The following is a 20,004-nucleotide window of genomic DNA, read 5'->3' on the forward strand; positions in this document are numbered from 1 at the left end:
AAAATCGGCATAGGCGCCGGCTCCGGAAATAGCACCCGCGGTAAACAGCGCAATTTCATCAACGATATTGATCTCGTTGAAGGCTTTCATGGAGAGGTCGCCATCAGAGTCAGTCGTGGTTAGCGTGCTGTAATCCGTAACATTAATTTCGGTGGACAGCTCAAGATCGATGTCGCTGTCTGCAGCGGCACCGCTGGCCAATCCGCCAGCGTCACCTTCAATGTTCACATCCGGTGGCGCAGATTTTGTCACAGTATTTGTCGCGTTAAGCGCAATTGTTTTGGCGGTGATCGTTGCCCCAGACACATCGGCATCATCGGTACCGATATCGACGGTGACATCTGCATCCACTTCATTGACGGCCTCAGCACCTGAACCAGCGATCAGGCCATAGCTGTCGGTCACCACAAAGGTGTTCGGACGCGCCAAGTGAGACGCCGTGACATTCAATGATCCAACACCGGACTGAAGGGTCACCACAGCGCCGTCATTGATCCGTGCCAAAACATCGGCTTTAGTGTCTGTCTCTGGCGCAGCACCTGCTCCAGAAACCAGCCCACCAGAACCAGCAGTTGTCTCAGCGGTGTTTTTCGCTGTGCCATCTGCGATGATTTCCAGCTTGTCTGCATCAACCGTGGCATTGTGGCCGACAATTGCCTGAATGGTCGTATCCGATTGCGTCACTGCAGTGGACGCCCCCGCACCAACCAGACCCAGTGCAGCAGAGTTTGCATCGGCCTTTTGTTCGATATTGCTGTCCGCACGAACTGTCACAGTTCCGCTCGCATCGACATCAGCACCCGTGGTTAAACGTGCTTTGACGACTTCATTGCTCGTGGCAGTGGTTTGGGTCGAAGTTGCCCCCAACAACAAGCCACCGGCAGAAGACGCGGCGTAGGCATCAACATTGAGCCTGCCTGCATTCTTTTGCGTCAATGCTTCGACGGTCATATTACGTACGTTGAACTCGCTGCTCGAGCCGCCTGCATCAGCCTGAACATTTGGCGAGCTTGTCACATTCACATCATTGGCACCCATCGAAAGGCCCGTCGAAACCGACATACCAATCGCGCTACCTGCGGCGTGCACTTGTGCACTGCCAGAAAGATCCACTTCATCAGCATTCACAACAATATTGGTCGCATAGACGTCAACATCCGGGGTCGCGTTTACAATAACAACGCCACCCGACGCGGCTAGCGCAGCCAGCCCCAGCGACGCAGATGCGACACCGGTTTCCCCAGTGACACTCGGGGTGGCTGTCGCGTTCACATCCAGATCGCCGGTCAGGTCGATGACATCGTCACCGCCAATACCTGAAACGCCAGCCTTCACCGTGTTGCTATATGTTGCAACGGTCCGGGCACCAGAGCCTGCAGCGCTGAAACCAAGACTGATTGAGGCTGCAAGAGCCGCGGCCTCGGCCACGCCATAAATAACGCTGTCATCGTCTGCGATGACGTCCAGGTCTGCTGCGGTCACATTCGAATTGTTCACGACTGCAGAAACCAGGTTTGAAACCGTGTTTTCAGACAGGCCAACCGCGATCGATACCGATCCCCCAACCAATCCTGCTGAACCCGCAACCGAGGCAGCGCCAACGTAGCTATCGATAGTCGAGTTGTCGCGCGCCTTGACGGTCACCTTGTCACCAATCGCCGTCAGATCGCTTCCCTCAACTTCTGCGATCACCGCGTAATCAATCACATTCAGTGCATCCGAACCGCTGCCTGCGGCGGCGCCAGCAGTTGCCCCGCCAGCGATGGCAACAGATAAGGCGACTACGGTCGCCTCAATTTTGGCTGTCTCAACAAGAGCTTCGACATCAATGTCACCTTCGGCGGTAACGGTGCTGTCGTCGATGCTGGCAAACACACCTGTATCATCCCCACCGCCGATATAGTTCTCGGCCAATGACGCCCCAACAGACACACCAACCCCAACCGCACCGCCACCAATGGCCACAGAAGCCGCCAGGATAAGAGCTTCTATTTCCGTGTTTCCGGTCGCCGTGACATGTACGTCACCACCGCCGAAAGCATTGATTGTTGATGAGTCAATTTTCGCTTCAGTTTTGGTTTCGATGGTGTTGGTTGCATAGGCCCCTGCCCCTGCAAAGCTCACACCGACCAAACCAGCAGAAACCGCCACGGCCGCAGCGGCACTTGCCGCCTGTATTTCGGCATTGTTTGTCGCCAGAACGTCCACGTCGCCAGACCGCGATCTTACCTGCGTGTTCGCATTTCGGATTTCTGCGCTCACATCACTCAGGATCGTGTTTGAGGCGATCGAAATCCCAGCGGACACGGCAACGCCCACCATGCCGAATCCTGCTGAAATCGCGGCCGCCGCAGCAACTGCATCAATTCTGGACGTATCGGTTGCTGAAACAGTGACGCTATCAGCAAGCACACCGGTGGCCCCATCACCATCGATATAGGCTTCGGTTGTTGCGTCGATGAGGTTTTCCGCATAAACGCCTGCGCCGCCAACGGCGACCCCAACCTGACCAGCCGCCACAGCAACTGATCCGGCAATTGTGAGGGCGCGAATGGTCTGCGCGCTTTCTGCGTTGATATCCAAAAGCCCTTGCGCGTCAATCGAGCTGTTTTTGGCATAGGCAGAAACCATTCCGGTATCGGTTACGACTTCACCAGTCAGATCACGACCAATAAAGTTGCGTGCCACCGAAATCCCGATTCCGACGCTGACTCCGACTTGACCAGCGGCAACCGCAACTGAAACAGACAGAACAGTCGCGCTGATTTCACTGTCAGACCGCGCATCAATTCGAATGTCTCCATTGCCATTGGCGTCCAGAGTCGCGCCATCCACATAAGCTGCGACATTGCTCTGTATCGAGTTAAGCGAGACCGCCCCTGCGCCCGCAACACCGACACCAACCTGGCCGATACCTAGCGACACAGCCGCTGCTGCCGAAACGGCATTGATAGAAGACCGTGTCGCACTGTAGGTAGAACCCGACTTGGTCAATGAAACCACAGTGCCTTCGTCATCAATGACGGTCCAGGCTTCAAGCGCCTTCACCACTGTAATGCGCAAATCACCCTTCAGGTTGAAATGAGGATCCAGCGCTGTTTTGAGGCTTGCCAGTGTTGCAGCATCCTCCGATTGGTCAATTGCATCAATATTCTCATTCTCGTCCATCTCAACGGCGGCAGCGTCATCGAGACTGGCCGCATTCAAACCTGGAATGGAAGGGTCAAGGATGTCTTGGTAAATGGGTAGCTCGGGTGTAGAGGCAGACACAGTAATCCCTGCACCATTGGCATCAACACCAGTCGTAGTTACATCCGCGCCCGTATCAATGTATGCCGACACATTGTTAGCGATTTCGTTTATTGCGACGGAGATTCCGAGCGCAACAGCAACGCCTGTTTGGCCAAAGGCCGCAGATACACTAAACGCTGCAGAGAATGCGTCAATTGTTGATATATCGTCAGCATTTACAACGACATACCGGGAATTCACTGCAGACCCAGCGCCCGAAATATGCGCTTTGACATCTGTCGCAATACGGTTTTCTACACCTGCGCCGCTGCCAGATACAGCAACACCAACCGAACCTCCGGCCACCGCAACCGACCCTGCGATTGTTGTCGCTTTAATGGATTGTTCTGAACGGGCATCTACAGATACGCCGTCAAATGCATCCACTTCGCTATTCACAATCGCGGCTTCGACCACTGCACGTTGTTCGCCAAGATTGACGAGTTCCCACAGGTCTGTATTGCCATAATCTTGCGCACTTAACGCGAATTGGGCAGTCGTACCCTCCCCGTCAATCACATTGTCAGCTTCGTTTACTGTGTCGCCAACGTATTTATAAACATCTCCTTTGCGGGCGCCCGCCAGGATTTCGACGATCGTGGTGTTCTTAGTGAGATCCGGAACCGTATCAGACGTCGTATTGGTCGCCGCCACTGCCGTTTGTTCATACCCAACCAAGTTGCGCACAACCGCAACGCCGATAGATGCGCCAACCCCTGTGGAGCCAACAGCCACAGCCGCAGAAGCCGCCACAACGACCGCATCAATGTTTCCGGTTGCATCCGCGTCCACGAAAACATCACCTGCAAATGCATTGATATCACTACTCGTGACATGGGCTTTGGTGGTGGTGTTCAGACGGTTCGTTGCTTCTGCACCGGCACCGCTCACGGAAATGGCAGTCGACCCAAAGCCCGCGGCTATTGATGCGGCAAGAGCCGTTACTTCAATGTCGGCACTGTCTTCTGCGGTAACGTTGATGTCCCCGGAACGGGTGTAAACGCCTTCTGAAGAGACACCGCCATCTGCATTTAGAATACGGGCTTCAACTGTGCCGCCGATACGGTTCTGGGCAAGACCCAGACCGATAGACACGGCAACCCCGGTGGATCCAAAGGCAACCGCCACCGATGCAGCGCCGGCAAACGCCGAAATCGCGCTGTCATTTTTTGCAGAAACTGTAACAGACTCGGCTTCAATCGTGTTGCCGGGCGCAGTGACGTGATCTCCGTCAATCGCGGCCAGAACATTCACATCAACAACGTTTTCATTCCAAACGCCCGAACCGCTCACAGCGACTCCGGTCGAACCACCTGAAACAGCAGCCGAACCCGCAAAGGTCAGCGCGTTGATCGATTGATCTGCGTCAGCGGTGATACTTAGATTGCCGCCAACCGAATGAATCTGCGAGCTAGAAGAATATGCGTGAACCAGAACCGAGTCCGGCGTGCCCGTGCGGTCTTGCCCAAGGAAATTGCGCGCTATCGCAACACCGATTGAGACACCAACACCTGTTGACCCACTTACTGCCACTGATACCGACGCAGCCACAACTGTTGCAGAAATTGACGCATCATTCTGCGCGTCAATCACCACATCTCCGGCCCCCGAAATGACGGAACCATCAATATGGGCTTTGGTTTGAGAAGTAATCACGTTTTCGGCGTAAGCACCTGCACCACTTACTGCCACACTGGACGATGACGGGCTGATGGCCGCGCTGATCGAGGCAGCAAATGCAGTCGAGTTGATCGAGTTTCGCTCGACTCTCAGAGCGGCCCCTTCAAAACGCAGATTAAAGGTGCGACCATCTTCAGCCAGTGCAATCCACTTATTTTTGCCTGCTTCAGAAACCCGCAAGTCTCCGGTAATCTGTTCAGCAGCGCTCAGCTCACTGTTCATCGCATCGCGCAGATTCGACAGGAAAAGGATATCTGCGGCCTGGTCGACTGTATCCACGACAACATCCGGATCGGTATCGTCATCCGGACCATCGGCGACTTCGACCATATCTGTCTGAGCCGCGTTATCCAGATCATCACCATCGAACCCAGGGCTCGCAAGATCGAATTTCGTACCACCACCTGTAAAGGAAGTGACGGCCACCGATGATGGGTCTAAGCCATCAATCGCCCCTGTTCCAAGTGCCGTCAGTGTTGCGGAACCGATGTAAGCATCAGCGGCGTTTGAAATTTCGTTCATCGAAATGGCCACGCCCAAAGAGATCGCAGCCGAGAAGGAAGAGGTGCCGACCTGACCTGCTGCCGAAGCGGCCCCGACAAAAGAGTCAATTGACGAGTAGTCAAAGGCCTGAACACGTATCGTATTAACAGTCATGCCATGGGCGCCAGTGCCCGTGACATAGGCCTGAGCATCAGAGGCGATACGGTTACGCGAGAAGCTACCGGTTCCCCCAAAGGACGTGCCACCTTTGCCAACTCCGACGGCGACCGCGCCTGCAAAAACAACGGCGGAAATCCGTTGTTGTGTCAAAGCTTCGACCACGACATCCGCTCTGTCCCCGACTGCGTCGAGAATGCTGGTGTTGTCGATATGCGCCGACGTCAGCGCACCTTCACGGTTAAGGCCAATCTGTTTCCAAGCCTGCGAATCTCCGAAGTCAGCGATCGATAAATCCGTCGAAGATGTTTGAGTATCTCCAATGTATTCATAGACTTGCCCACGACGGGCACCAGTTACAACCTCAACAGTATTGCCATTGACCAATGTGACCGTCTGATCGCCATTATGGGTCGCCGTGACGTCTACATCCTGCCACCCGATGAGGTTATCAGAGATGGACATACCGACCGCGACCGCGGTGGCATCGCCTGCCGCAGAAACGGTTGCCGATGCGGCAACTGCAATCACATCCGCTGTAATTGCAGAGATGCCTTTGGCCTTCACACTCACATCATCCGCACGCAGAACGCTGTCTTCGATGCTCGCATCCGCAGCACCATAGATGCGGTTCACGGACACTGCACCGCCAACCGAAACGGCGATGGAATTGCCACTGCTTGCGCTTACCGAAAGGGTGGCCGAAACGGCCTGTGATCTGGCTTCGATTTGCGCATTGCGGGTTGCTGCAACAATGATTTCACCATTAGAGGCCTGAACTGGACTAGTGTCCGAACCAGAGGAGAAAATTCCCGCATCTACGGTGGACCGCAACGTGTTGCGGCCAAAAGAAGTCGCTACTGCGACGGCAATAGATTTATCGGCCCCAACAGCCAGAGACGCAGCTGCTGACACAACCTCTGCGTGGATCAGGCTCTCATCGTCGGCGATCACCTCGATGTTGCCATTTGTCGACTTCACCTCATCTGCATTGCGAATGGCCGCTTCAGCCCCGCTGCTGCCCCGGTTAAGCGCGACAATCGGTGCAACCGACACTGCCGTATTGTCCTTGAGCGATATCGAAGTTGAGAGGGCTGCATTCAGAATGTCAGCCGTAAGATCCATATCACTGTCGGCATCCACCTTGATAAGACCATCTGCTATTACATCGCTGTTGATAATTTCCGCGGTGGCCATTGAGGGAATTTCATCTGCAGGCAACAGACCGAACAGCGCATCAATTGTACTGAACAAAAAGTTTTGGCTGGCGGTTCCGATCGAGTTGAACGCAAGCGTAACACCAATCCCGATGGACGTCCCGGCACCCTCGGCGATGGTCTCCATGTCGATATCGCTGTCAATTTCAGCTGTATTCGCCGCCCAAACAGTAACCGTACCGGTGCCTGCGTCGATATCGCTGTTTTCTATTGCGGCATCCGCTGTAGCCTGAACCAGATTTGTTGCAATCAACGCATTGACGGCAAGAGTCGTACCACCACCATTAAAGAAGCTTCCACCATCGGCTTTGACATTGCCGGTATTGTGCACTTCCATAGATGCATCTTCTGTCGATTTAACAGTTATATAACCACTGATCGTGTCCACAGTGGCTTCATTGATGCGTGCGATCACTTCGCCGCGCGTATCGTTCAGTGCGATCATACCACCCGCCGCAGTAGCATCGCTGTCTGAAACATTCAGGTTCAACCCAGGAGGCACCAAAGACTCGATATCCAGCGGATCAATTTCCACCCAATCACCGTCGGATTCATAATCCACAGCGTCCAGATCAAGCTCATTACCTGTCAGATCAATGCCCACGTACATGTACATTGAGCCGGTCTTGCCTTTATCGGCATCCGTGTCGCCAACATTGTGATCCGACGCAATCAAAACACGTTGCCCGAATCTTACATCCTTTTGCGTGCCCGATTTGGTCGTGTAAGCGTAGTCATTCGCAACATTCTCAATCTGGGTCAGAATTTGCCCATACCCACCATCGTTGCTAACGGTTGTGGTCACTTCCATGTTGTTGTCGGCATCAATATCGTTGGTGTCTTTTGCTTCAACGATCACACCAGTGCCCGCATCAATATCGTTGCGATATCCTAGTGTATCATAGACCAATGCCCAGTCGCCGCTGGCGTAGTTTACAGACAGCAAATCCAGATGGTCTTCGTTACCGGAATACTCATAAACATTACCGTTCAAAAGAAGCACGCGATCGCCTTTGGAAATCGGTTGCTCGCCATCGCTTTCGCGCAGGTTGGCAACATCGATATAGGCCATCGCCTTGCCGGACAGCTTGTTCATTGCGATCACGGCGCCAACTGCCGTGCCGCTAGCGTCCTTCATGGCCGAAGCTGACGATGTGGTCTCATTAGACGTAGACGCCTCAATCGAGGCATCGTTTTCCGCATAAACTTTAACCTGGGCGTCAGCATTCAACGCGCTGTTCACAACAAACGCTTCTGCGTCCACAGGAGCTTCGCCATCGAAGGCATCCGAAATCAACGGATCGCCCAGCAACGCGTCAACTGTGTTGAACAGAATATTGGATGGCTTCCAACCGACCGAGTTAAAGGCCAGCAGAACATTAACGCCCGTGTCGCCAGTGGCAACAAGCGCATTATTGGTGGCCGTCAGCGCAGTCGTATTTTTAGCTTGGACAAGGATATTTCCTTCGCCGGAAACCATTGTATCATTTGCGGTCAGTGAGCTGTCGATAACTCCAGCTTTTGCGCCGCCTTGCATCAGGTTGGTGGCAATAATCGCACCAACCGCCAATGACGTACCAGTCCCGGTCGCACTGCCACCCGAAGACGTAGTTGCGGCATCTACAACCGCATTCATCTCAGCATTATCAACGGCTTGGACAGTGATATCTCCATCCGTCGTCGTAACAGTTGCGCTACGGATAAAGGCCGACACTTCCGAGCGCAGGTCGTTGTAGACCAACATCGACCCGACACCGATCGAGTCGGAATCCGTGACATTCAAACCTTGCGGAACTGTCTGACTATCCAGCGTAAGCTTCCAGTAATCTGTGTTGGAGAAATCAGATTTCGTACCATCTCCGCCAGCATTCAGATCAAGGTTTTCGCCTTCATCATCCGAACCAAGGAAAAGATAGACTCCGCCCGATGAGCCATTGCCGGAATAGCCATCATCAAGACGGACCTTATGGCCAAATTTGACATCAACTTCCTGATTGCCAGAGCTGAACGCGGTCCAGTCTACCTTCTCTTCATCATTCAGGCTTTCTTGCATAACGGCGGCCCCGCCATCATTGCTGACTGTCGATTGCGACACGATTTTCGAATTCGAGAACAGACGCGTATTGTCATCTGCCTGAACTGTGACGTTGCCGGTCGACGTGATGTCTTCGCCGACACTGGCCCCGCTGCTGTCGATCTCGGCATGTGCTGCGCCGCTGACTTTGTTCGACGCCAAAACAACGCCAATGCTTTTGCCGCTGGCGTCCCGTTGAGCAGAAGCATCTGAAATTACGGCATTTGACACAGTCGAGTTCAGCAGTTCGGAAGAAGTAGCCTTGACCAAAACATTGGTTCCGGCATGAACATCGCTGTCTTGAATGCGAGCTGTGGCATTGGACGGGTTTTCACCATCCAGGGCAGAATTGATAAGTGGATCACCAAGGATGGCATCCACCGTATTGAACAACAGATTTGACGATTTCCAACCCAGCGTGTTGAAACTGAGCGTCACACCAACACCGGTATCACCGGTGTTGGTCGCAGAGGTCACCGTTGCGTCCAGTACAGCCGCGTTATCCGCATTTACTGTTACGCCGCCGGCCGCAGCCGCCAAAACGGCATCCTTGACCAATGCATCCGCGCTAGATTGCACTATATTGGTGGCGATTTGGCCGTTAACAGCCAAAGAGTCACCCGTTCCCCAGGCACTGCCGCCTGATGAGGATACAGACGATTTCAGTAACGCGAGCATAGTGGCATTCACCACCGCCTGAATTTCAACGTCACCTGTTGTCGTGTTCACAGTGACGTTTTCAACCAAGGCTGTCGCCCCTGCGCGAACATCGTTGGTGACAATAATACCACCATAGGCACGCGAGTTACTGTCTGCCAAATTCCCCATATTTGGGAAAACATCCTGAACCGAAGCATCCCCGGAAACATTGTCCCAAACTGTAGTATTGCCCAAATTTGTGCCCGTGACGCCGTCGGTCAAACCGCCAAGGTCAATCTCTTCGCCCAGTCCCAGATACTGGAACACGGCCCCATCGTGGGACGAACCGCTGGTCGATGCGATATAGATCAAATCGCCGGTTTCCAGGGTCTGAGACCCGGACTCAGTGGTATATTTGTATTTGGTCTCTAACTGCGACGCCGCCAAAGCGGCAAATGCATCGACGTTATTGATCACCACCGAAGACACTTCGAGGCCACTGTCAGAGCGGATGTTGGCGTTGTCGTCAGCGCTGACATTCACACCAGTTGCAGCTGTTACAGAGCCGGTCGGCAGACCACTGTCGCGCAAGGCCCAGTCTGAATTGCTTGAATAGTTTTGGTCTGCATCCTCAAGGCTGATGGCCAATTCGGGGTTCGCAACCGCAAAATGGCCGGCCACACTGACCACCAGAGCAGACACATCCGCGTCTGACAGGTTGCCACCCGAGTACAATAGAATGTCACCTTCCGAGAAGGCGCCGGCATCTTCGTGCAAACGCACCAGATCGCCAGCCTCCAAGTCCGCGATCGTACCACGACTTGCGTAGTCAAAGTCAGTTTCACGCAGCTGTGCAACACCGACGAACTCATAGACTTCGCCGTCAAACGCAACGGTATCGCCCTGCCGCAGCCCCTTTACCGTGTCGGCATCCGTATAATCGGCAACCGTATTCGTTACCCAGGCACGGGTTTCGGACGCAACCCGGTTTGTAGCGAGCACACCGCCCGCGGCAGATCCATTCGCGCCATACTCTAAGTCCTTGAGGCCTTTACCTTTATTATCCTTCTTCTGACCCGTCACATAGGCATCAAACAGCGCCTTGTCGTTCTTGGCAGTTGAAGTGGTTTCATTGCCCACCCGCGCATCCAAAAGATTGACCAGCGCCACTTCCAAAGCATCCGTGTCCGGATTGATGCTGACTTGCCACGTGTGCCCGGCTTCGTCCGAAACATACCACCGCGTTTGCGCTGCAATAACCTCGACCGAAAGGGCCCCGGTGAATTCAATCTCTGCAACTTTAAATTCGTCCTGCAAGGCTTCGATTGCCGCCAAGTCCTGCGCTTCATCATCCTCATCCAGCGCATCGGTCTCTGACATATCGTCCAGGCTTTGTGCCGTTGTGCCGCTCAAATCGAACAGATGCTCGCTTGTTTCTGCAGAAACGTCGACCGCACCGCCGGATAGAATAACCGAGTCCTCGATGTATGCATCGGCTCCTACAGGTTGTTCATCGATCAGATAGTCTGATCCCAGCAAGGCATCGACCGCCTGGAAGAAAATGTTAGAACCATCATAACCAACCGAGTTGAAAGAGATAATAACACTTACCGCATCCGCCGAAGCCGACATTTCCGACAAGGTTGTCGCATCCATCACAGCAAGGTTCAGCGCGTTTACGGTGACATCACCGCTGGTCGTGTTCACATCGCTATCTTTGATATAGGCGGTCGCCTTGGAATTCAGTTCATTGGTCGCGATTATCCCGCCAATGGTGTCTTTTGAATTGATTGTGCTGGCTTCCAGCGCCTTCATTGTCGCACGTTCGCGGGCAATTACCCCTACGCCGGTCTCTGCGGCGATTGTGTAATCATCGATAAAGGCTTCGGCACCACCTTGGGCTTCGTTCCGTGTTACCAACGCGTAATAGGACTCAGCGGATCCCGCATCCAAACCTGCACCCTTGATGGCAAGCCCGGAGATTACAGATGGGATGACGTTCGTGGCATCCAGTTCTTTCCACAGGTCCTTGGCATTTGTGTCGGTAAAATTAACAGCGCTCAAATCGACATTATTTGCTGCTGCGCCACCAGTTTCACCCATAAACTGATAGACTTTGCCCCGCGTTGCTTCGTCTGTATCGGAATCGCCGGAATTTGCATAATCAGACGCCACAAAAACTTTATTTCCGAACTCAAGCGTTTTTGCGCCCGATTGCGTTGTGAACTGATAGGCATCCAGTAACTCCTGAGCCAGTTTGTTCAACAAGCCAAGCCCAAGGTCGTTCGTCCGCGAGGACCCGGTGGCCATGATGGTTTGGGATTCCAACGTGGTCGTATCATTTGCCTCAACCAGAATCGCACCGCTGCCGGAAGATACGCTAACGGCAGACGGAGTCGTGTCGGTGTCGTCAATATAGGCTTTGGCACTGCCAGACAGCATGTTCGATGCAAGAACACCCTGAGCAGACATGGCCGACGCCCCTTGGAATGCGGCCCCTTTGGCAGAGACATCCGTGTTGATTGTCGCGTCAAGTGTCGCCTTGTTGTCAGCCTTAACAGTGACACCGGTTTCCCCGACAACAGTCGAATCTGTGATGCGGGCAATCGTGTCAGAGGGGGTTTGCGCCCCAATGTCCGTGCCGATCAACGCATCCAAAGTTTGGAACAAAAGGTTTGTTGGAGCATACCCCAATGTGTTGAAAGCGACCATGACCCCAACAGCATCCGCACCCGAGCTGATAGCGGCTTTAAGCTTTGCGTCGACAAGGGCGGTATTGTCGCTCTCAACGGTCACTGCCCCCGCTGTCGCTTCAACATCCGATTGGTTCTCAATCGCGGCAAGTGCGCTGGCATTGGCCGTATTAACGGTCAATACGCCCCCAACGGCCAGGGATGTGCCCGACCCGGATGCGCTGCCCCCGGAACTTTCGACACCAATATCGGCCTCGGCTTTCAGGGTTGCGTTTTCTGTGGCATCTACCTTCAGATCACCCACAGACTCCACATCAGAATTCGAAATACGCGCAGTTGTGCTTGATGTAAGCTCGTTGCGAACGGCCATGCCGCCAACGCCGATACTGTCACTTTTGGTTAGGTTGGTGCCGGTTGGTACAAGTTCGGTTTCCGGCACTGGTTGCCAGACATCGGTATTGTCAAAATTCTCGGCGAGAAGATCAATGCTAACCGGGCCACCATCTGTATCTCCAAGATACCGGTAAATCGTACCCGCAGCCCCGCCAGCATCCGGGTGCACCGCTTCGTAATCGGTTGACAACCCAATCCGATTGCCGAATGAGATGTCCTTGGTTGTGGTCCCACTTTCTGTGCCATCCGCTTCAGAGACAATCACGCCATCCGTGCGCCATTCCACGATCGAATACTCGCCCAGCGCCGCATCAACCTGCGTGGCGCCACCGTCGTTCGTGGTCACCGAGCTTGAGGTGACTTTAGCGTTCGAGAAAATACCGCTTTCATTTTTGGCGATCACATCAAGCGTTCCACCAGATTCGATGTCACCAGGATTTGCGGAATCTTTAATCTCTGCCTTGGCGTCTGCCAAAACCTTGTTCGACGCAAACACCATGGCAAAGCCCATGCCGTTGGCTTCGCGAAGCGGATCACCGATGGCCTCTGACTTGGCAACATTGGAAACGGTTGCGTTTAACAGCGCCTTGTTTTCAGCTCGGACCGCCATCGCACCCGTAGACGAGACTTCTGATGCCGAAATATAGGCATGCGCCTGCGCACTGCCAGGAGTCGCACCCAGGCCAAACCCTAGCAGAGCATCAATTCCAAGCAGGAAGATATTGGTGACATCATAGCCAACCAGGTTAAAGGCGATAGAAATCCCAACCGACGAATTTGCCCCACCAGTGATTTTGGTAGAAGCCTGCGTCGTGCTGTCCATCACCGACATATTTTTGGCTTCAACAGTCAGGGTAGTGGCCGAAGACACCACCGCACCCATCTCGATGGCTGCAACAGTATCGCCCAACATCTCGTTGGATGACAAAGTGCCCCCCATCGAAAGACTATAGTTCGTCAGATCTGCTGTCCCGTCTTCAACCGATGGCGCATCCGCGATGCCCACCAGCTGTTGAGAGTTCTCAGCAGTAACAGACAGCACGCCGGTCGTCGTCGAAACCGAGCCGCCAGAGATTTTTGCCGAGATCGCCTTGCTCATCTGATTGACACCAGCCGCAACAGATAGGTCAATCGAAGAGAAATCCGACATAGTGCCGTCAAAGTCTTTTGACGACGCACTTAGCTTGCTTTCATCGCTTGCAAGGGCTGTCAGACTGCCGACCTCTATGTCAGTGCCATCCATCAAAACAGTTGTTTCGCCTGAAATCGTGTTCACGGCGATCTTGGCTTGCGTGTCATAGGTGGTGGTATTGCGCGCCAGAACCGACAAAGAGTCCCCGCGCACAGTTGTCCCATCCAGTTTCGCAATCAGCGTGTCAGACGCGTTCAGATAAGTGACACCAATAATGCCAGAGCTGACCTTGTTGACAAATTTGCCTGTGTTCAAAGCTTCGACAGCAAGACTACCAGATGACCCGGACCCAAAATTGGCCGCGTTCACGATAGCCTGAGTGTCACGGGTCACGGTCAAGACGCCCACAGACACACCAAAATCATCCAACACACCACCAGCCAAACCAGCGGTATTCGGTGTCGTATCCAGAGTAATGTTCGAAGAATCCTGCGCACGGATCAGGCCGCTGACAGCCTCTCCTGTGACCATATCAGTGCCCACATCAATCGAGGCACCAGTCGTTACGATGGCATGTGCGGTGGCGTCTGCGCCGACGTAATTGAACAAAGAACTCAGGACAGACTGACTGCCGTCAATCGTGATATTCAGGTCTGTCAAAGCTTCAAGCAGGAAAGCCCCGGCTTCGATCACTGCGTTTGCGCCGACGGTCGCGACCGCGCTAAGCGTCGGAATTTGCAACGGAGACAGCGCACTAGTCGCCGTTAAAGAAAAGTCACCTGTCGCATCCATTGTACGGCCGGCCTTGGCCGAAAGTGACACTTCGCCAGACGCAAAAATATCACCCTGCACGTCAACAAAGCTGCTGACGCTGCCAATCCCGACGAAATTCAACTCTGTCAACGACCCATCGTCCGCACGATCAGACGATTCAAGCAGGACGCTGCTGAGTGCTCCAGCACCGCTGCTACCGATAGACACATCGGAATTGACTGTGATGCTCTCCGTCTGAACGATCAAATCGCCCGTAAAATTGCTGGAAAACCCTTCAATGGTCAGATCGACGACCGGATTGAGCAAAAGTGTTTCGCTGGTGATGGTCAGACTGTTGGATGGCGCATCAAACTCCCAGCTTTCGAAGGCTGGGCCATCTATGACAAAGTCCATGGTGGTGCCGACGTCGAGCGTGGCCGTGGTTGCCGTCAAGGTGCCGTCTGTCGGGCTGATGTCGATAATCAGGTTGGCTGCATCCGTATTATCATAAATCGGCTCGAGACCCGTGAAGTAGAGCGTATCGTTGTCCCGGTGAATATAACCCGACGTTTCATCTACGGTTTGATACTTGAGGGTGTCATAGCTGCCACCGCTTAGGGTCAGAACATCAAATCCAGCGACACCTCCGTCGATCCCACCAGACATATGTCCTGCAGCGGTTAGTGTGAAATTGTCATCATTGCCCGCAGCGCCTCTGGCCCATTCGGTGTCCTCAAACACCACCGACACGAACCCATCAGTCGCCGAGCCCGCATTGGTATCGTCAATTATCCAATTGGTGGATTCGTTCGTATCGAATGTGATTGAATCCGTGCCAGCGCCACCAATAAATTCTACCGTAAAGGGTGCATTTCCCTCAAACGAGGATGCCTCGATCACAACAGACTGATCACCATCGCCGCCCAGGATGGAAATTCCGCTGATTTCAGACAGGTCACCGAATGCAAGAACAGAGCCGGCGTCCAGATTCAGAATTTGGACGCGTTGAACAGTGGTCGCTGTGCCGCCAGCATTGATCACTTCTTCGTTCAAACGCACCGTAAGTTCGTGGTCTCTGCTGTCCGGATGCAGAGCTGCTAAATCCAGTGCGAGAATATCCGCGTTCAGCAGCACCCGAGGCTCCAAAGGCTCGAGCATTAAATTGCGCGCCGCCTGCTCCAAAGCCTTAAATCTCGCGCCATCTCGATGCTTTAAGCACGATCTAAACCGGCGACTCAGTGGAAGCTTGGGAAGCTGGCCAGCCTCCTGGATTCGAAATGGCACAGACAAGGCGGCGTTCCTTTCATGCAGAAAAGAATGCAATCACACAAAATTTCAGGAAGCAAAACAAAAGGTTAGATAGAAAACCTAAAACCCAATACCTGTGACAAACTTCCGAAAAACAAATTATGTGTTTTCATTGCAGACAATTGCTCAATTACCGTCACATATTTAGCGTCGTTGTGGCAAGTTTTTCGTGTATTTCACGCGCATCTTTATTGGTTCAAAATTGGAAACAATTGCCTAGGAAAAACTGAAGTTCCCGATTTCTTTTAAAGAAACCTCCAGGCACTCCCCGGCCGTATTCTGCCCATCCACGACCAGATCAACCCGTGGTAAAACGCGTTCTTTTTGAACACGGCAGGCGGGCTCCACGATTGTTTCCTGAGCAGACAAAAAACCAGCCAACCAACGCTCAAATGCGGCTTCCTCGCCAGCCGGAACGCCTTGGCGCAGTTGTTCAACTTTACGTGTCGTAGCAACGTCTGCCGTGCATTCAATCCAAATGGAGAAATCAATGACCGGTCCAGTGTCAGGATGAGCACGCCCCAACGGCGTGTCAAAGATCACCGGCCCGTCTTGTGCCAGACGTTCCATATCCCGACGTAGACCATAGGTTTTTATTTCTGCGTAGGGAGCGCCCCGGGCCAGCCAATCCAAAACAAACTCAGGACCATGTCTGGTGAAATCTTCGTAGGCATCATATTGAATGACCGAGCCTGCCAGCTCCTTGGCAATCGCGGCGCACAAAGTGCTTTTACCTGAACCCGGTCGCCCGGAAACCGAGATGATCGGACCCCTTTTCACGGTTTAAGACCACATATCACATGGAACTCCATATCCATTTTCGAAGTTCCCGGTTCATCACCCTGTGCCTCGATTATTAAACCCAGCTTTCTCATTTCGGTTTTGTAAAACTCAGGATTTCGATAAAATGGCGCGAACACCAGATTGGTCGCCGCGATGGCGCCCTTAAGATCCCTTTCATGTTCAATGGGCCCACGCTCACAAACAATCAGCCGCCCACCTGCAGGCAGGTGCTGCGCGGCTCTTTGCAAAAACAAAACCGCTCGCTCTGCTCTCCAGTCGTGCAACATTGATTTGAACAAAATAGCATCACATTCAGGCCACTGCGTGGTCTCTGCATCCCCGGGAACAAACGAAATTCTCGCCCTATGATCTTTGTCAGAAAGGTATTTTTCGCCCAGATAACACACCGCGGGAAGATCCAGTATGCTGACGCTGAGCTCAGGCCACTCTCTGACAAGCCCCATGGCAAACGCACCACTGTTACCGCCGATTTCAAGCAAGTTGGTGCACCCATCTAGTGGTATCATCGGTACCAAAGACAGTGCCTCAAGTTCACTAAGAGCCGTAACATATTGCACCCAGGGCTCAGTATCCTGAACATTCGCCGCTTTAGTGCTCTGCGCCCTGTCGTATCGAAAGAAACTAAAAGTCTGCGCTCTGGCGCGAAACTCGGGTTCATTGCTCACCAGGGCGTCACCAAAGTTGACAAGATCCCGGAGCGCCAGAACGCCGAAATACGCACGCGCCGCCAATGACTGCCCCCTCTCGCTCAACAGGTCGCACATGATTGGCGTGAGCTTGCAAGCACCAGACGCCGTTTTTTGCAAGGCACCAGCGCCACTTAAAACGGTTGTAACAAACCCAAGTTCAAGCCGGGTCGCGTCGGCCGAACCGGGATCACGCGCTGTGATTTCCAGCTTTCCAATCAGACCATGGCGAAAGGCCAAATCCAGCGCGACAAGCGTTGTTGCATCATCAAGAAGCTCGGTTTCAAATGAGGTTAGTCTGGCGTCTTTACAATCCACGAGGCTTTCCGAAATGGATGTTGGTAAATGAAACGTCACCTTGCGCCATGGACATTGATGATGCAAGTTTGTGAAATTGACCAAGCACGAGGCAGTATTAAATGCAGTTTACACGCCTTCGCGCCGTTACGCTTTATATGGCGCTGTTCGGACTTTCTGGTGGCGTCTCTGCGGAACCGTTGGATTGCCTGATAACGCCCAAAGGCGTTGTAAATCTGGTTGCGTTTGACAAAGGACAAATTGTTGAAATCGCCGTTGCACGTGGTGACCGCGTCTCAAAGGGGGACGTCCTGATCCGTCTCGACGACAGTCTTCAACGCCTTCAGGTTCAAATTTCCAGGGCCCGCATGCAATCTGATGTCACAGAAAGATCGAGCAAAGTCCGATTGGCGCAAAGCAAAAGAGAGTTGGAGCGTGTAGAGAAGTTACTTGAGCGCAAAGTGGCAACGGCTTCCTCGGTGGATGACGCGAAAATGGAAACGGCCCTTACTGAACTGGCCGTCGAACAAGCTGCAATCGGTCGGCGGCTGGCTGAGATTGAGCATGCACAGGCCCTGGCCCTGTTGGATCGTCGCACAATTCTTAGCCCGACGAACGGCATTGTAACTGCAGTGAAGGCTTCTGTCGGTGAATACGCCCATGAGCAATTGGAAATTCTGACAATCGCTGAAATGGATCCACTCAAAGTCGAAGTCTTTGCACCCATTGCGACATATAATGAGATCGCGTTGGGACAGTTTTTTGAGGTGGTGCAAAACGCCCCATTGGATGGTGTGTTTCAGGGACAGATAAAAGCCATTGATCAGGTTTTCGATGCAGCCAGTGGTACTTTTGGACTGCAATTGGATTTGAACAACCCAGATGGAAACATACCCGCAGGCGTTCGATGCAAAATTGATCTTCTAACGCCACTCGCCCAATAGTAGCGAAACGGAGCCAGACAAATTCGAACGGTGGTGTCATGTGTGGACGTCCCCTGTTTGGTGCTGTCACGTGTGGACGGCCCCTGTTTTGCAAGGATTGATTTGAGCTGACCTTGATCGTTCGAGGTTGCGGTCATGTGTCCGGCCTTTGTGCGCGGTGCGTATAACCGCTGGCCTTGATGAAGTCCGCGTACCGGGTCCTAATCAGACGAACGAGGTTTGAGCCCAAGACAGCACCTCGGGGTGTCCCGGTTGCGGTCCCGTTTGATCATCATCACTCACTTCTGCCCTTGCATCTCTTTGCGACGATGCCAGTCGCCGTCATCTCTTTCTGTGTTCAGGTGACCGGCGTGGCCTTATAGCTTTCTCCCTTCGCGAGCAGTGCCCATGCAGTGCGTGCTGTATTATTGGCGATAGCAACGGTGACAACCCGGGTCGGTTTTCGCTCCAGGAGCGATCGGACCCAAGCACCCGTTCGGCTGTCGATGGTGGGCGCCCGCCGTGTGACAGAAGTGGCACCGACGACCAATAACCGACGCAAGTAGCCGTTACCCATCTTCGATATATGCCCGAGCCGGTCCTTACCGCCTGACGAGTTCTGTCGGGGCACAAGGCCGAGGTAGGCCGCAAACTGTCGGCCGGGTGGTGTCAGACAAATTCGAACCAGTCTCTACTAGGCCAGTGAAGCTGTCCTTTATGCCACGCAACCTCCGAAGAAGCCATGTCGAGACCAAGATGCACTGTGTGAATCTGATGGGGCAAAGCCTCATGGCGAGAGACTTTGATCGGCAGGTCGCAGAGATCCATATCCGTATCGCCGTCCTCAACCGCTATACCGCTCTTGGCATTCCCGTCACAGAAGCCGTAGGCTAAATCCGTCCGGGGAAAGGGGAAGTCCGATCCTCACCTGATTTGTGCAACAAAGCCGAATTAATCAATAAAGATCTCAGCGTCGTGAATCCCATATTAGAGACTTGCCCCAAGTATAGAATTTCTCCAAAATCATAGCCATAATTTGAAAGTTTTTAGGATTAACATTGTGCCCACACGTTTGTATTACGACACATCGGATTTGCCAGTGCGCACTTCCCGGGACTGGAGTTGGGCAGTGGACCTGGGAGGACTGTTCGGCAACGCCGCAGCGAGTATATTGCTCAATGATTTGCGCATGGCACAAGGTTTGCTTAGCCCGCATGGTGTGTTGGACAAGGTGGACGGTTTTGTCACCAGTTTCATTGTCGCCGAAGCTGGCGAAGGATTGGCCGGTGCATCCGTAGTCACACTCACATTTGCTCTTGGGCGTGATGGGGATCTACTCGATGAACTTGGCAACGTGCTGGTTCCAGGGTTTGCTGAGCTTGGGGAAGATGCATTAGTCCAAGCGATCCCCGCAGCGTTGATGGCCTCGGATAAATTCGTAGAGGGAACAGTTC

5 protein-coding genes and 2 pseudogenes (1 of these 7 cut by a window edge) are annotated in these 20,004 nt (G+C 53.4%); 3 read left to right on the forward strand and 4 right to left on the reverse strand.

Annotation, left to right across the window (positions count from 1 at the left end):
- From ABJI08_RS06590 to ABJI08_RS06600, 3 genes are all read right to left on the reverse strand, one after another.
- A protein-coding gene (locus tag ABJI08_RS06590; protein ID WP_348401033.1) for an LEPR-XLL domain-containing protein crosses the window boundary here: on the reverse strand, window positions 1-15,816 show its 5' portion. Its footprint begins 14,196 nt before the window's first position; the window shows 15,816 of its 30,012 coding nt (coding positions 1-15,816); its start codon is at window positions 15,814-15,816; its stop codon lies off the left edge, out of view.
- A 240-nt stretch (window positions 15,817-16,056) separates the two neighbouring features.
- Complete coding sequence (locus tag ABJI08_RS06595) at window positions 16,057-16,410, reverse strand: hypothetical protein (protein WP_348401030.1); 354 nt, start codon at window positions 16,408-16,410, stop codon at window positions 16,057-16,059.
- A 206-nt stretch (window positions 16,411-16,616) separates the two neighbouring features.
- On the reverse strand, window positions 16,617-17,687 hold the full coding sequence (locus tag ABJI08_RS06600) for a methyltransferase (RefSeq protein ID WP_348401031.1): 1,071 nt from the start codon (window positions 17,685-17,687) through the stop codon (window positions 16,617-16,619).
- Between the two features lie 98 nt (window positions 17,688-17,785).
- Here ABJI08_RS06600 and ABJI08_RS06605 point away from each other — a divergent pair, with 98 nt between their 5' ends.
- Window positions 17,786-18,571, forward strand: coding sequence for an efflux RND transporter periplasmic adaptor subunit (locus ABJI08_RS06605; protein WP_348401034.1), 786 nt, complete (start codon window positions 17,786-17,788; stop codon window positions 18,569-18,571).
- Window positions 18,572-18,908: 337 nt separating this feature from the next.
- Here the strand turns inward: ABJI08_RS06605 and ABJI08_RS06610 are convergent.
- A pseudogene (locus ABJI08_RS06610) lies at window positions 18,909-19,211 on the reverse strand (transposase); the annotation flags it as partial.
- Between the two features lie 71 nt (window positions 19,212-19,282).
- On the opposite strand from ABJI08_RS06610, the pseudogene ABJI08_RS06615 reads away from it, so the two are divergent.
- Both ABJI08_RS06615 and ABJI08_RS06620 read left to right on the forward strand, forming a co-directional pair.
- Window positions 19,283-19,444, forward strand: a pseudogene (locus ABJI08_RS06615) (IS5/IS1182 family transposase); the annotation flags it as partial.
- A gap of 166 nt (window positions 19,445-19,610) precedes the next feature.
- Window positions 19,611-20,004 (forward strand): hypothetical protein (locus ABJI08_RS06620; RefSeq protein WP_348401032.1); only part of this gene is annotated, 394 nt, incomplete at its 3' end.

The sequence above is a fragment of the Shimia sp. genome (assembly GCF_039969785.1).
In the GTDB taxonomy this organism is placed as follows: domain Bacteria; phylum Pseudomonadota; class Alphaproteobacteria; order Rhodobacterales; family Rhodobacteraceae; genus Shimia.